Consider the following 14649-nt stretch of genomic DNA (forward strand, 5'->3'; position numbering starts at 1 on the left):
ACGGCTTGGTGAGGGCACCTTCGGATGCACCACCAACGGCCGAGGTAGGCGGGCTTGCGCGGGGGGGGGAACACGGACGGGTCCGCCGCGAACGGCGAGCCGCAGGTGAGCGTGGCCGTGGGCTACAGGCACGCCCTCGTGCCGAGGCAGGTGCACGGCTTCCTCGCTTGCCGCGCCGAAGTCCGCATCCCCCGCCTCATGGATCCTGGCAGACGCTTGGATGGCCGCCGTCGGTGCAGAACGAAATCGAGGACCAGTCCAGTATCACTTCTCCTCAATCACGAAGCTGTTCGCGAGTCGGCACGTTTTCGGGTCCGCTGCCTGCTCACGGGTCCCGGTTATGAGCGCTCCCACCAGCGGCACGTGATCCGTGCGCAGCATCGCGCGGTGCAGGCGTCCCGTCGCTTCCATGCGCACCGGCGGTCCGACCGTGCCGTCGGCGAAAAGAGGCGCTGCCAGCAGGGTCACGCCCGGCGAGGGAATCACCTGCGCTACAAGCACCTGCGCCATTCTGCCCGGCGGGAACCTCAACCGCAGCTCCGCACCCACATCACCGCCTCGGCGGCCCGGTGGGGCACTTCTGCACGCTGGCGACCCGGCCGTGTTGGGATTCGCTGGAGTCATACCAGATCCGGGAGATCAGCTTCTGCATCCGCACTGCACCCCACCCGACGTCATCCTGAGGCCGGTCATACTGCAAGTCGCATCAGCACAACACCTTGCAAGCCGATCTGTGGGCGGGGCAGCACGTGAGTGGGTCGGATGCACCGATGCTTCTCCCGGAGTTCGTATCAGAGCACCTGCTGCAGGTATACGCGGCGCCGGCCGTCGGAGTCCTGGGCGGCGGCATGCTCCACGAATCCGAACAGGTCGAGCAGGGCGCGGACGGAGCGCAGGTCGGGATTGGCTTCCGACCGGAGGACGTCGGCGCCCCCGGCGCGAGCCACTTCCGCGGCGCGGCGAAGGCACTGCACGCCCGCCAGGGTGCCGCGCTCCAGCCACGCGGGATGCACGGCCAGACGGCCCAGGTAGGCGGGCTTGCGGGCGGGGGGGAACACCGACGGGTCCGCCGCGAAGGGCGGACTCCAGGTGAGCGTGAAGGTGGCCACGGGCTCGCCCTGGTTCCGAAGGAGGTGCACGGCGCCTTCGCCCACCCGGCGGCGGGTGGTCTCGGGGTTGCGGACGGGCGCGGGTGCGGCGGGCACCGCCGTGTGCCGGTCGCACGCGCACAGCAGCTCGTGCACCGTGCGGGGATCGGTGGCCACTTCCCAGGACCAGGTCACGGTGCGGGCGGCGGGCGGGTGGGGAACGACGGGCGCCGGACGAACAGCCGGGTTGCGCGGACGTTGGAAGGCCGGCTTCCGCCATACTACAGGAGGCCCCGGAGGAGTGACAAGATCCCCCGGAACGCTTTCGCCTCACCCGGCCAGTCGCGCCTGCAGCGCGTACCCGACGTGGACCCGCGAGCGGCAGTGCCGGAACGTCCCGGCCCGTGCGAATCGCGCCTGGCCCTGCCCGACGCCGGCCAGTCGCCGCCTCCCTCCCTCCTGGCGGGCGCCCGCGGTTGCTGGGGGAGAGGACGGGTGATAGCATGGGGAAACATCCTTCCTTTTCAACGCCACTCCTCACGTTCCTGATTTCGCGGCAGGTGGACGGATGGCAGGGATGAAGATCACCCGCGCGCACGTCGGCACCACGCGCGGCCATGCGGGCCAGGGGCCCACGGCCGTCGACGCGTACACGCTCGACGCGGGCCCCGCGCTCTGTGTCACCGTCTGGACCTACGGCGCCACCCTGGTCGAGACGCTCGTACCGGGGCGGGATGCCGAGCGGCAGAACGTGACCGTGCGGCTGCCCGACCTGGACGCGTACGAGGACCGGACGCGGAACCCCTACGTGGGGGCCACGATGGGGCGGTTTTCCCGGTGCATCGCCCGGGGGCGCCTGCGCATCGGGGGGCGGGAGCACCGTCTGGACCGCAACGTGGGAGAGCACCACTTCCACGGCGGATCCATCGGGTTCGACCGCTACGTCTGGCAGGCCGGCGCGGAGCGTGCCGGGGACGAGCTGGTGCTGCGCCTGTCGCTGGAAAGCGCCGACGGCGACCAGGGCTATCCTGGCGCGCTTTCCGCCCAGGTGCAGTACCGCGTCCACGCAGACGGCCGGCTCGCGTTCCGATACAGCGCCCGCACGACCGCGAGCACGGTCGTGGGGCTGACGAACCACGCCTACTGGAACCTGGCGGGCAAAGACGGAATCGACGGCCACCGGCTGTCGGTGAACGCCGGGCGCGTGGTCGGGGTGGACGGGGCCTTGATCCCCGCGGGACCCCTGCTGCAGACGGCCGGGACCCCGCTGGACTTCCGGGTTCCGCGGCAGATCGGGAGGCTGGAGCTGGACCACTGCTACGCCCTGGACCATGCCGGCCCTGCCGCGGAACTGCACGATCGCGCGAGCGGTCGGACGATGCGCGTGCAGACGGACCAGCCCGCCCTGGCCGTGTACTCCGGCGAGGGGCTGCGCCCTCCGCGCGCGGGGCTGTGCCTCCAGGCAACCGCGCTCCCCGACGCCCCCAACCGCCCGGACTTCCCCTCGGCGCGGCTGGAACCCGGCGAGTGCTACCGGCAGGAGACGGTGCACCACTTCTTCGTCGGCTGAACGCGTTCCCCGCCAGGACCCGGCATTTCGTTCCATGCGGCTGTACCTGTCCTCCTTCAGGCTAGGCAACGCCCCCGACCGGCTGGTGACGCTGGTGGGCGAGAAGCGGCGCGCCGCCGTGATCCTCAACGCCTGCGACGCCATGTCTGCCGGGGACCGGGAGCTGCGCGTCCGGCAGGAGATCGCCGTCATGGAGGGCCTGGGTTTCCAGGCGGGGGAACTGGACCTCCGCGCGTACGCGGGCGCGCCCGCGAGGCTGGCGGAGCAGCTGGCGGGGTGCGGACTGGTCTGGGTGCGGGGCGGCAACAGCTTCGTGCTGCGCGGCGCCATGAAGTCGAGCGGGATGGACGACCTGCTGCGCCGCCTCCTGCGGCGCGACGCGCTGGTGTATGGCGGTTTCAGCGCGGCCGCCGCGGTCCTGGGCCCCTCGCTGCACGGCGTCGAGCTGGTGGACGATCCCCGGGCGGCCGGCGACGGTGAGATCACCTGGGATTGCCTGGGGGTGCTCCCCTATTCCGTGGCCCCGCACTACCGGTCGGATCACCCGGAATCGGCCGCGGTGGAGGCGCTGGTGCAGTATTACATCGACCACGCCATGCTCTTCAGGGCGCTGCGGGACGGCCAGGTGATCGTGGTCGACGGGGCACGGGAGGAGGTGGTGTCCTGACGCGGAGGGTTCACCCGGAGCAGACGCCGTCACGTCCTCGCGGTTCACGCCCCCACGGGGGCCATCTTCCAGGCCGACCCATCGTCATGCGGATCCTGATCGTCGGGGGAACGGGCTTCATCGGCCGGGCGGTGGTCCGGGCAATGCACGGGCACGAGCTGGCGCTGTTCCACCGCGGCGCCACGTGCCGCGAACCCCGGGACACGCACCACCTGCACGGCGACCGCGCGGAGCTGCTGGCGTACCGCGAACGGATTCGAGCGCTCCGGCCGGACGTGGTGCTGGACATGGTGCCCAGGAACGGTCCCGACGCGCAGCGGGTGATCGACGCCGTCCGGGGGATCGTGCCCCGGGTCGTCGCCGTTAGCAGCGGAAGCGTGTACCGCCGGTTCGGCGTGCTCATGGGTTCGGAGCCCGGGGCCGTGGACAACACGCCGTCGCGAGAGGATTCGCCGCTGCGCACGCGGCTTTTCCCCTACCGGAGCCACTCGGTGGAGCCCGGACCCCTGCACGACTACGACAAGATCCCCGCCGAGCAGGCGTACTTTCGCGCGACGGACCTGGCGTGCAGCGTGGTTCGCCTGCCCATGGTCTACGGCCCCGGCGACCCGGACCACCGCCTGACGCCGTACGTGCGCCCCATGCTCGACGGCCGGCCGGAGATCCCCCTGCAGGAGACGGCAGCCCGGTGGCGCAACGCGCGGTCCTACGTGGACAACGCGGCCGCCGCCATCGCCCGGGTGGTAGAAGCCGGTGCGCCGGGCCGCGCGTACAACGTGGCCGAGCTGCAGGACTTCACCGAGCTGGAGTGGATCCGCCGCATCGGCGCCGTGGTGGGGTGGCAGGGCGCCGTCCGCCTGGTTCGCGACGGGGGCAGGCTGGGACGGCCCTCGGTCTCGGAGCTGCCGGAAACCACGAACTTCGCGCAGCACCTTCTCATGGACAGCAGCCGCATCCGCGGAGAGCTGGGGTACACCGAGGTGGTGGAGCCCGAGGAGGCGCTGTGCTCCGCGGTGCGGGCGGCGGCAGCCGCCTCAGCGCCGGCCGACTCGCCGGGGGACGACGGGGTGGACGGACGGGAAACCTCGCGGCCGGGAACGTGAGCCCACGCCGGGCGGCCGCCCCGTGGGAACGTACGGTGAACGCGTTCGCGGGGGTGAGCCGATCGGCAACCGTACGGCCGCGCCGCGGCGGGCGCAGGGAATCCCTCGGGTAGGCCGGACACCTCACGCCGACATGGATCTTCCATGGCCATGCCAGACAAGCTCGACAGCGGCTCCAGCGTTCCGGCGGCGATCGCGGGAGGCGTTCCGGCCGGGGCGGCCGCCCCGACGCCGGCGACCCCCGATCCGGCGGGGGCGGCCGGCTTTCCGGCCGCGGAGCGCCTGCGCCTGCCCAACGGCATGACCATCGTCACGCAGAGCCGGGTGGAGGCCGGGCACTTCTTCGAGGACCTCTTCGTGAAGCGCGTGTATCTGCGCCACGGCCTTACCCTGCACCCCGGCGACTGTGTGTTCGACGTGGGCGGCAACATCGGCATGTTCGCCCTGTTCGCGCACTGGCACGCCCCGGGAGCGCGCATCTACACCTTCGAGCCGGCCCCTCCCCTGTTCCGCCGCCTGTGCGCCAACCTGGCGCTAAACGGCGCCGCCGCCCGCACCTTCAACCACGGGATCGCCGACGCGGAGCGCACCGCGCGCTTCACCTTCTATCCCGGCAGCTCCGGGATGTCGTCGTTCTACGCCGACCCGGAGGAGGAGCGCGCGGTGCTGCGGGCGATGATGGATCGCCGGCGCCGGGAGGGAGCGGCGGAGATGGACGCGCTGATGGAGTACGCCGAGGAGCTGCTGGACGAGCGTTTCCGGGCGGAGGAGATGGAGTGCAGGCTGCGCCCGCTCTCGGCGGTCATCCGCGAGGAGGGGGTGGAGCGGATCGACTTCCTCAAGGTGGACGTGCAGAAGGCGGAGATGGACGTCCTGCGCGGGATCGCCGACCACGACTGGCCCCGCATCCGCCAGATCGCCATGGAGGTGCACGACCTGGACGGGCGCCTGGAGGCGGTCGCGCGGCTCCTGGAAGGGCGCGGCTTCCGCGTGGCCGTGGAGCAGGACGAGGCGGTGGAGGGCTCCGTCCTGCACAACCTCTTCGCCGTGAACCGCCGCATGCCGCGTGCGCGGGACCCGCTGCGTGGCGCCGGGACGGCGGACGCATGCCCGCGGGTTTCCACGGGGGCGGCGGGCCGGGAGGCGGCCGCGGGGCCCGCCCCCTTCCCGGCCGGGGCGGAGTCCTGGCAGCTCCTCCTCCTGTCGGCCGCCACGCGGCCGGGGCTGGACGCGGGCGCGGAGCGCCTGGCGCGGCACCTGTCGGCGCACCCGGAGCTGCCGCCGGCCGGCGCCGCCCTGGCGGGGAGCTCGCGCGGGGGCGACCTCGCGTACCGCCGGGCCGTGGTCGTGGGCGCGGGGGACGACGCCTGCGCGCGCCTCCGCGCCCGCGACCCGGCATGGACCTCTGAAGGAGTGGTGGACGGGTCCGGCCGCTCCGTGGTCTTTCTCTTCCCCGGTGTGGGCGAGCAGTACCCCGGGATGGGACGCGGGGTGTACGAGACGGAGCCCGTTTTCCGGGCCGAGCTCGACCGGTGCGCCGTCCACCTGCGGACCCACCTGGGGTGGGACCTCCGCGACGTCCTCTTCGCGGCGGATCGGGAGCCGCCACCGGGGGCGCCTCCCGGCGGGCTGGACCTGCGGCGGATGCTGGGCCGCGCGCCCGCTTCCGGGGCCGCCGGGCTTCTCCATCGCACCGACGTGGCGCAGCCGGTGGCGTTCGCCGTGGGCTATGCGCTTGCCCGCCTGTGGGAGTCGTGGGGCGTGCGCGCCGACGTGGTGGCGGGCCACTCGCTGGGCGAGTACACGGCCGCCTGCGTGGCCGGCGTCTTCTCCCTCGAGGACGCCCTGGCGCTGGTGGCGCTCCGCGCCCGCGCCATCCAGGAGCTTCCCCCGGGCGCCATGCTCGCGGTCTCCCTTGCTCCCGACGCGCTGGGCCCATGGCTGGCCGAAGACGTGGCGCTGGCGGCGGTGAACGCGCCGGGGCTGTCCGTGCTCTCGGGCGCGGAGGAGGCGATCACCCGCGTCGAGAAGAGCCTGGCCGGGAGCGGACACGCCGTGCGCCGCCTGGCGGCCACGCACGCGTTCCACTCGCCGCTGCTGCAGCCGGTGGCCGACCGGGTGGCCGCGCTCGCCGCCGGGATGCGGCTCAGGGCCCCGCGCATTCCCATGCTCTCCAACGTTACCGGGAGCTGGTTGAGCGCGGCCGAGGCCACGGATCCGCACTACTGGGCGCGGCACCTGGTCCGCACGGTGCGCTTTGCCGCCGGCGCGGCGGAGCTTCTGGCGCAGCCGGGGCGCGTGCTGGTGGAGGCGGGGCCCGGCGGCTCGCTGGGCACGTTCGTCCGCCAGCAGGCCGCGGCGAGCGGGGCCGAGCCCCCCGTGGGGGTGGCCTCGCTCCCGCACGGGGCCGACGACACCCCGGAGCCCGCCTTCCTCCTGGGCGCGCTGGGACGGCTCTGGGCCGCGGGGGTGCGGCCGGACTGGACCGCCGCCGGGGGTGGCCGGCGGTGCCACAGGGTCCCGCTCCCTCCCGGGCCGGACGGCCCGGCCGGCATCGATGCCGCCTCCGCGGCGGCGCCGGCGCCCGGGGCGCCCGGAGCCATGGCCGGCGCGGAGGAGCGCGGGAGGGAGGGCGGGAGCGGCGATGGAGGGGACGTGGCGCGGGTGCTGGCAGGCGTATGGTCCGAGCTGCTGAACGTGCAGCCGCGCGGCGACGACGACTTCTTCCTGCTGGGGGGGCATTCCCTGGTCGCCACCCGGCTGATCGCCCGCGTGCGCGAGCGGTTCGGGGTGGAGATGCGCCTGCGGACGATCTTCCAGACGCGCACGGTGTCGGCGATGGCACGCTGGATCGAGGACGCCACGACGCCGGACCGGAGCTGAGCCCTCCGTGCGGCACGCGCCGCCGTCCGGCGCTCCGCGGGTTTCGTCCGCCTGCGTCCGCACGGGTATGCAGCGAGCCCGGAAAGCGGGGAGTGGCACGGCCGCCGCCGGCCGGCCGAGGGAAGGAGCAAGCATCACCGGTCACGACGAAGCCGCATCCGCGAATGACCACGCCTGCCGGCACGGCCGCCGTATCTCCCGCCCCGGTCCACCCCGCCGGGGCCGCCGGGCTGCGCACCTTCCTGGCCGTCTGGCTCGGGCAGACCGTTTCCGCGACGGGAAGCGGGCTGACCAGCTTTGCGCTGGGCGTGTGGGTATACCAGCGCACCGGCTCGATCACGCTCTTCGCCGGGATCCTGGTCTTCACCACCATTCCCGTCATCCTGCTGCTCCCCGTGGCCGGGAGCGTCGTGGACCGCTACGACCGGCGGTGGCTGATGATCGGCGCGGACACGGCGGGCGTGCTCTCGACGATCGCGGTCGCGCTGCTGGCCGGCGCGGGGCGGCTGGAGCTATGGCACGTGTACGCCGCGGTGGCCTGGAGCGCGGCGTGCGCCTCCGTCCAGCGCGCGGCATGGTCGTCGTCCGTGGCCCTGCTGGTTTCGCGCGAGCAGCTGGGGCGCACCGCCGGGCTGACCCAGCTGGGCCAGGGCGCCGCCATGCTGATCGCACCGCTGCTGGGCGGCGTGCTGCTGCTGAGCGTGGGGCTGCGCGGGGTGATCCTGCTGGACGCGGCCACCTACCTGGTCGGCGCCACCGCCACGGCGCTGGTCCGCATCCCGCGCCCCCCGGCACCCACCCGTGGCCCGGGCGGCGGCCTTCTCCGCCTGACGGCGGAGGGGTGGCGCTTCACCCGGTCGCGCCCCGGCCTGCTGGAGGTAACGCTGTTCCTGGCGGTCGTGAACCTGTCGACCAGCTTCCTCCAGGCCGTGCTCACGCCGATGGTCCTGAGCTTCACCACCGCCGACCGGCTGGGCGTGGCCGTGGCGGCGGGCGCTGTGGGAATGCTGGCCGGGGGATTGCTCATGGGCGTGTCGGGCGGGCCGGCGCGCCGCAGCCTGGGGGTCGTGGCCGGCGGCGCGCTGATGGGAATGGCGCTGCTCGCCGTCGGCGCGCGTGCGTCGGTGGGAGGCGTCGCGGCCGCGCTCGCCGTCTGCTACTTCGCGGCCACCCTGAACGGCGCGTGCAGCACGGCGCTGCTGCAGGCGTCGGTCCCGCCGGAGATGCAGGGGCGCGTGTTCACAGCCCTGCGGATGATCGCGTTCACGGCCAGCCCCATCGCCTACGCCACCGCGGGCCCGCTCGTGGACCACGCCTTCGCCCCCGTCGCCGCACGCATGCGGGGCGGGTTCGCGGGGATGTGGACGCACCCGGGCGGTGGCCCCGCCCTGCTGCTCGCCGCCGCGGGTGTGCTGATGCTCGCGGCAAGCGCCGCCCTGCACCTGAGCGCGTCGGTCCGGACGCTCGATGACGCGGCCGCGTTGCGCTAGATTCACCATCGTCCCGGCCGCCGCGACCTCCTCCGCACCCGCACCTTTCCCCGGCCCCGCAGGCACCCCTGGCCCAATGCATCTCGACAAGATCATCCAGCACTCGCACGAGAGCCCGGGACGCCTGGCGCTGGTTGCGCGGGATGCGGAGCTCGACTACGGGGAGCTGCGCCGGCAGGTCGACGTGGTGGCCGCCGCGCTGGCGAGCCGGGGGATGGGACGCGGCAGGGTGGTTGCCGTGTGCATGGAGCGGAGCGCCGCGGCCGTGGTCTCGCTGCTGGGGGCCATGCGGTGCGGAGCCGCGTTCACGGTGGTCGAGTGGGGCGGCAACGATGCCGAGTGCCTCGCCCGGCTCCGGGGCATCGCCCCCGACCTGGTCGTGGCGCGGGGCGGCGCGGCCGCGCAGGCCGCCGCGTGCGGGCTGCGCACCGTCGTGTACGAGGACGCCGTGGGGGGCCGGTCGGGCGCGGCGGTCCCCCACGCGCTGCCTGCCCCCGGGGACGTGGCGTACGTCCTCTATACCTCCGGCTCCACCGGAGTACCCAAAGGCGTCCAGGTCACCCACGCCAACCTCCGGCACTACACCCGGTCGATGGCCGGCCGGCTGGCCATCCGGCGGCCGCTGGGCTACGCGCACGTGAGCGCGCTGTCGGCCGACCTCGGCAACACGGGCATCCTGCTCTCGCTCTGGACCGGCGGAACGCTGCACGTGGTCGACGACGACACGAGGTGGGATGCGGGCGCGTTCCGCGAGTACGCCCGGTCGCGGGGGATCGGCTTCCTCAAGATCACCCCCTCGCACTTCCAGGCGCTCTTCCCGGGGCTGGCGGAGCCCCGGGGCGGCCGGGCGGCGTTCGAGTACCTGGTCCTGGGCGGCGAGGCGCTGCCCGTGGGCCTGGCGCGCGCGATCCTCGGCTCGGGGATCGCCCGCGTGCTGGTCAACCACTACGGGCCCACCGAGGCAACGGTGGGCGTGGCCGTGCACGTGCTGCGCGGCCCGGGCGACCTGGCCTCCGTGCGCGGCGGCACGGTCCCGGTCGGGTGCCCGCTCGGCAAGACCCGGCTGTACGTGCGCACCGCTTCGGGATCGTTCCGGAGCCGGGATGCCTGCGGCGAGCTGTACATCGGCGGCCCCTCGGTAGCCCTGGGCTACTTCAACGCCGAGGACCAGACCCGCGAGCGGTTCGTAACGGGGGTTGAAGGGGACCTCCGCTTCTACCGCACGGGCGACCTGTGCCGGGTGGACGGCGACGGCGTGGTGGAGTTCCTGGGCAGGGTGGACCGCCAGGTGAAGATCAACGGCCACCGCGTGGAGCTGGAACACGTGGCCGCCGCGCTCCGTGCGCACGCGGGGGTGCAGGACGCCGTCGCATTCCTGGTTGAGCGCGACACCCGGCCGCGGCTGGTGGCCGCCTACCTGGCGGCGGGCGCGGTGGACGAGGCGGGGGTGGTGAACGACCTGCGGGCGCGGGTTCCCGGCTACATGGTGCCCGCGCGGCTGGTGCGGTTCGAGGAGTTCCCGCTCAACCCCAACGGCAAGGTGGACGTCGCGCGCCTGGAGGCCGCGGTCGCCGGGGCGCTCGCGCGCCGCGACGCCCTCCCCGGCCACGCGGGCGAGCCGCCGGGGCCGGGCGCCGGCGACCCGGTCCGCCGGCACGTACGCGAGGCGTGGCGGATGCACCTGCGTCACGGCCGCTTCGGCGACGAGACCGACTTCTTCGCGGCCGGCGGCGACTCGATCACGGCCATCCAGGTGATCTCGGAGCTGCAGGTACGCGGCTACCGCCTCACTCCCGCCCGCTTCCTCGGACACCCCACCGTCCGCGGCCTGGTGGAGGCGATCCGGGACGCCGATGCCCCGCCCGCCGGCGGCCACCCGGCGCCGCTCACCGAGAGCACGGAGTTCTCGGCCGCCCAGAGATGGTTCTTCCGCCAGCGGTTCGAGGAGCCGGACCACTGGAACCAGGCGCTCCTCCTGCAGTCCGCCGCCTCGCTGGACGAGGAGACGCTCGGCAGGGCGCTGGCGTCGGTCCTGGCGCTCCACCCCATGCTGCGCTGCAGCTTCCGGAGAACGGAGGAGGGGTGGCGGGCACGCACGGTCGGGCAGCCGGCCACTCCGTGCCTCACCGTGTGCCGGGTCGTGGACGGTCCGGCCGGGTTGGCCGCGGCGGTGGAGCGGGCCTCCGAGGCGCTGAACCAGCGGATCCGCCTGGCCACCGGCGACGTGTTCAAGGTGTGCCTGCTCAGGGTGGAGCACGGCGGAGACCATCTCTTGGGCGTCTGCCACCACCTGTCGGTGGACGCCGTGTCCTGGCGGATCATCGTGGATGACCTGGTGCGATTCTACAGTGCGTACGCCCGCGGCATCACGCTGGACGTTCCTCCCTCGCCGGAGGGGTTCTGGGAGTGGGTGCGCCACGTGAACCGCGCCCGCCCGATGCTGGAGGCCGACCTCGCCTGCTGGCGCCGGGCCGGCGACCCGCCCGCCGGCCAGGACGCGCACGCCGGCGCGAACCGGGAGAGGGACGCGAGCACGGTGTGGATGCGGTTCCCGGCCGACGAGACCGAGGCGCTGTCCGTCCGCCTGCCGGCAAGGGCCGACACGCAGCCGCACGTGGCCCTGCTGGGCGCCTTCGCCTGCGCGTACGGCCGGGCGGCCGGCCGGGACCACCTGGTGGTGGACGTGGAAAGCCACGGCCGCACGTCGTTCGACGAGGGCGTGGACGTGTCGCGCGTCGTGGGGTGGTTCACCTCCACCTTTCCGGTACGCCTGGACCTGGCCGGAAAGGGAACGCACGAGTGCATCGCGGCGGCCGGGGCGGCGCTGGCCGCCGTTCCCAACCTGGGGGTGGCGTACGGGGAGCTGTACGGCGAGCCCGCCCGGAAGGGGCTGGGGCCGCTGCGGGCGGAGATCTGCTACAACTACCTGGGCGGTTTCCACATCCGCCAGGACGACCGGTTGCCCCTGACCGTCTCCCGGTACCCGCTCGCTCCCGCCCGGGGGCCGGCCAACGATCGCGTCCACGATCTCAAGCTCACGGCGCGGACGGTGAACGGCGAGCTGGTGGTGGACCTGTCGTTCTCGCGGGCCCGGCACGACGTGGCGCGGATGAGCCGCGTGCTGCTTGCCACCCGCGAGGCCCTGCTCCGGGAGATCGGCCTGGCCCCGCGGGCGGAGGCCGGGGTGGTGGTGGACCACCGTACCGGCAGCGGGCTGTTGACCTACGTGCCCCACGCGCTGGAGCCGGAGACGGCGGCGCGGCGGCCCAGGCGCTACCGCGAGGTCCTCCTCACCGGGGCCACCGGCTACCTCGGCGTGCACGTGCTGCACGAGCTGCTCCGCCAGACCGACGCCCGCATCCACTGCCTGGTGCGCGGCGGCGATCCGGACACCGCGCGCGCCCGGCTCGCCGAGGCGTACCAGCACTACCTGGGCCCCGCGGCGGAGCCGGACCCGGGGCGCGTCGCGGTGGTGCCGGGCGACGTGGCGGAGCCCATGCTGGGGCTGTCGGCCGGGGCCTTCCGGGAGATGGGGATGCGGCTCGACGCGATCTACCACTTTGCGGCGGACACGCGGCTCTTCGGGCCCCCCGAGCGGTTCGAGCGGCACAACGTGGATGCGGTGAGGTGGCTGATCCGGCTGGCGTCGAGCTACCGGGCCAAGGACCTGCACCACATGTCCACGCTGGCCGTGGCCGGGGTCAACCGGAGCCGGGAGCCCAGGGTGTTCTCCGAGCTGTGCCTCGACATCGGGCAGGACTTCCAGAACGAGTACGAGCGCTCCAAGTTCCGCGCCGAGAAGCTGGTGTTCCAGTTCAGGGCGGAGGGCGGCCCGGCGTACATCTACCGCTCCGGCAACGTGTCCGGGCGCCTGGACACCGCGCAGTTCCAGCGCAACGCCGCCGACAACCGGCTGGTGCAGCTGCTCCGGGCCATCTGCAAGGCCGGCAGGCTGCCCGGGGCGGTGGACGAGCGCATTGCGCTGAGCCCCGTAGATGCGGTGGCGCGTGCCATCGTCAGGATCTCGCTCGAGGCGGGGCTGGCCGCGGGGGTGTTCCACGTGGACACCACGCACGATGTACCGTTCGCGTCGCTCCTGGAGGGGCTCAGGGAAATGGGCTTCGCCCTGGAAAGCACGGGCGAGAAGGACTTCCGGACGGTGTTCGAGGAGTTGCAGGGCTCGCACGACCCCGACCTGGCGCTCGGCCTGTTCTGGACGGGCAGGTCGTCGCGCAACGTGGTGTACGTGCACGAGAACACGCACCGGCTGCTGGACCGGATGGGGTGCGCCATCCCGCCGGTGGACGCCGGCTGGCTGCGGCGGTACCTGGGCGGACTGGTGCGGAGCGGCGTGTTGAAGGCGGGGGGCGGCGGCGTTCCGGACCCGGCCTAGGCGGGGGCCGATCGTCCGGGCCCCGGGCCTTCCCGCCCGGTCCCACCACGGCTCCGCTGCGGTCCGTGCGGCGGATGGGACGTGGGCGCGGGCTGTCCGCCGGAGCCGCGCTTCCGGGGATCACCCCCTCCGCCGCCCGCGGGGTTGCCGGACCGAAAGGCGCGTTGCTGGTCGCTCCCCCGATATCTATAATGGCCCGGACCCCTACGGAGGCATGTCATGTATCGCTACGACCAGATCCGCCACGCACACCTGGAGCCCACGACGGTATGCCAGGCCGGCTGCCCGATGTGCGCCCGGAACGCGTGCGGAGTGACGGCCCCCGGGCTGGGCCGGGCAGAGCTGCGCATCGGCGACGTGCGGACGATCCTTCCCGAGCCCTTCGTGGCGTCCCTCACCGGCTTCGATCTCTGCGGGGCGTACGGCGACCCGGCGGCCGCGGCGGACCTTCCGGCGATCGTCGCGTACGTTCGCGGCGCGAGCCCGAACGCCCTGATCACGGTGTACACGAACGGGGGGATCCGTTCACCGGGGTGGTGGGCGTCCTTCGCGAACACCCTCGGCGCGCCCGGACGCGTGGTCTTCGCCATCGACGGGCTGGCGGAGACGAACGGGACGTACCGGCGAGGCGTCTCGTTCCAGAAGGTCGTCGACAACGCGCGTGCGTTCATCCAGGCGGGTGGCGAGGCGCGCTGGGAGTTCCTTGCCTTCCGCCACAACGAAGCCGACATCGAGGGCGCGCGTGCGCTGAGCGAGGAGCTCGGGTTCCGCGAGTTCTCGGTTAAAAAGACGGCGCGGTTCCTCGAGCCGCTGTACGAGTACATCCCGGAAGTCCAGGGGCAGCCCGACATCGACCGCTTTCCCGTCTTCGATGCCGGGGGGGCGGTCGTCGGGTACCTGGAGCCGCCGGAGGACACCGGGCTCGTGAACGCGTCGATGGTGAGGTACGAAGAGCTGATCGCACGCTACGGGTCGCTGGACGGGCTCTTCTCCGCCACCCCCATCCGGTGCCGCGTGCTGGACTCTGCGAGCGTATTCGTCAGCGCCACGGGACACGCCTATCCATGTTGCTGGACGTACGTGCAGGCGACGCGAGCCGAGCTCTTCGGCTTCCCGGCGCACGCCGACCGGCAGATGGCGGACCTGGTGCGGCAGACGGGCGGCTTCGAGCGGCTGGACGCGCGGACGCTCGGGCTGCGGGCGGTCGTGGAGGGCCCGCTCTTCTCCGCCATCGAACGCAGCTGGTCGTGCGGCTCGGTACAGGACGGACGGCTGCGGGTTTGTGCCCGTGCGTGCGGCGTCGACTTCCCGTCGTACTCCGACCAGTTCACCGAGCTGAAGCTGCAGCCGCGGGGGCTGCAGCCGCAGCGCGCGGTGTCCGGGTCCTCGTTGCCGGTGATCCCCCCCGCGCCGGCCGCGACGCCCTTACCTGCCTGAAGCCATGCGACCCGGAAG

At 73.4% G+C, this 14649-nt stretch carries 9 protein-coding genes; 7 read left to right on the top strand and 2 right to left on the bottom strand.

Annotated elements, in window-relative coordinates:
- Positions 1-264 precede the first annotated feature (264 nt).
- The gene (locus VLK66_RS20895; RefSeq protein WP_325311419.1) at positions 265-510 is read right to left on the bottom strand and encodes a hypothetical protein; all 246 of its coding nucleotides are present in this window, start codon (positions 508-510) and stop codon (positions 265-267) included.
- 281 nt (positions 511-791) lie between these two features.
- Positions 792-1283, bottom strand: a complete 492-nt coding sequence (locus tag VLK66_RS20900; RefSeq protein WP_325311420.1) for a hypothetical protein — start codon at positions 1281-1283, stop codon at positions 792-794.
- A gap of 382 nt (positions 1284-1665) precedes the next feature.
- On the opposite strand from VLK66_RS20900, the gene VLK66_RS20905 reads away from it, so the two are divergent.
- From VLK66_RS20905 to VLK66_RS20935, 7 genes are all read left to right on the top strand, one after another.
- Positions 1666-2658 carry an aldose epimerase family protein gene (locus VLK66_RS20905; protein WP_325311421.1) on the top strand — a complete coding sequence of 331 codons (993 nt, stop codon included), beginning with the start codon at positions 1666-1668 and terminating at the stop codon, positions 2656-2658.
- Between the two features lie 34 nt (positions 2659-2692).
- Positions 2693-3325 (top strand): Type 1 glutamine amidotransferase-like domain-containing protein, encoded by a 633-nt coding sequence (locus VLK66_RS20910; protein ID WP_325311422.1) that lies wholly within the window; start codon positions 2693-2695, stop codon positions 3323-3325.
- A gap of 86 nt (positions 3326-3411) precedes the next feature.
- Complete coding sequence (locus VLK66_RS20915) at positions 3412-4428, top strand: NAD-dependent epimerase/dehydratase family protein (protein WP_325311423.1); 1017 nt, start codon at positions 3412-3414, stop codon at positions 4426-4428.
- A 144-nt stretch (positions 4429-4572) separates the two neighbouring features.
- The gene (locus VLK66_RS20920; protein ID WP_325311424.1) at positions 4573-7311 is read left to right on the top strand and encodes an FkbM family methyltransferase; all 2739 of its coding nucleotides are present in this window, start codon (positions 4573-4575) and stop codon (positions 7309-7311) included.
- A 164-nt stretch (positions 7312-7475) separates the two neighbouring features.
- Positions 7476-8801 carry an MFS transporter gene (locus tag VLK66_RS20925; RefSeq protein WP_325311425.1) on the top strand — a complete coding sequence of 442 codons (1326 nt, stop codon included), beginning with the start codon at positions 7476-7478 and terminating at the stop codon, positions 8799-8801.
- Between the two features lie 76 nt (positions 8802-8877).
- Positions 8878-13194 (top strand): AMP-binding protein, encoded by a 4317-nt coding sequence (locus tag VLK66_RS20930; protein WP_325311426.1) that lies wholly within the window; start codon positions 8878-8880, stop codon positions 13192-13194.
- Between the two features lie 219 nt (positions 13195-13413).
- Positions 13414-14631 carry a hypothetical protein gene (locus tag VLK66_RS20935; protein WP_325311427.1) on the top strand — a complete coding sequence of 406 codons (1218 nt, stop codon included), beginning with the start codon at positions 13414-13416 and terminating at the stop codon, positions 14629-14631.
- Positions 14632-14649: the final 18 nt, after the last annotated feature.

The sequence above is a fragment of the Longimicrobium sp. genome, from assembly GCF_035474595.1.
GTDB lineage: Bacteria > Gemmatimonadota > Gemmatimonadetes > Longimicrobiales > Longimicrobiaceae > Longimicrobium.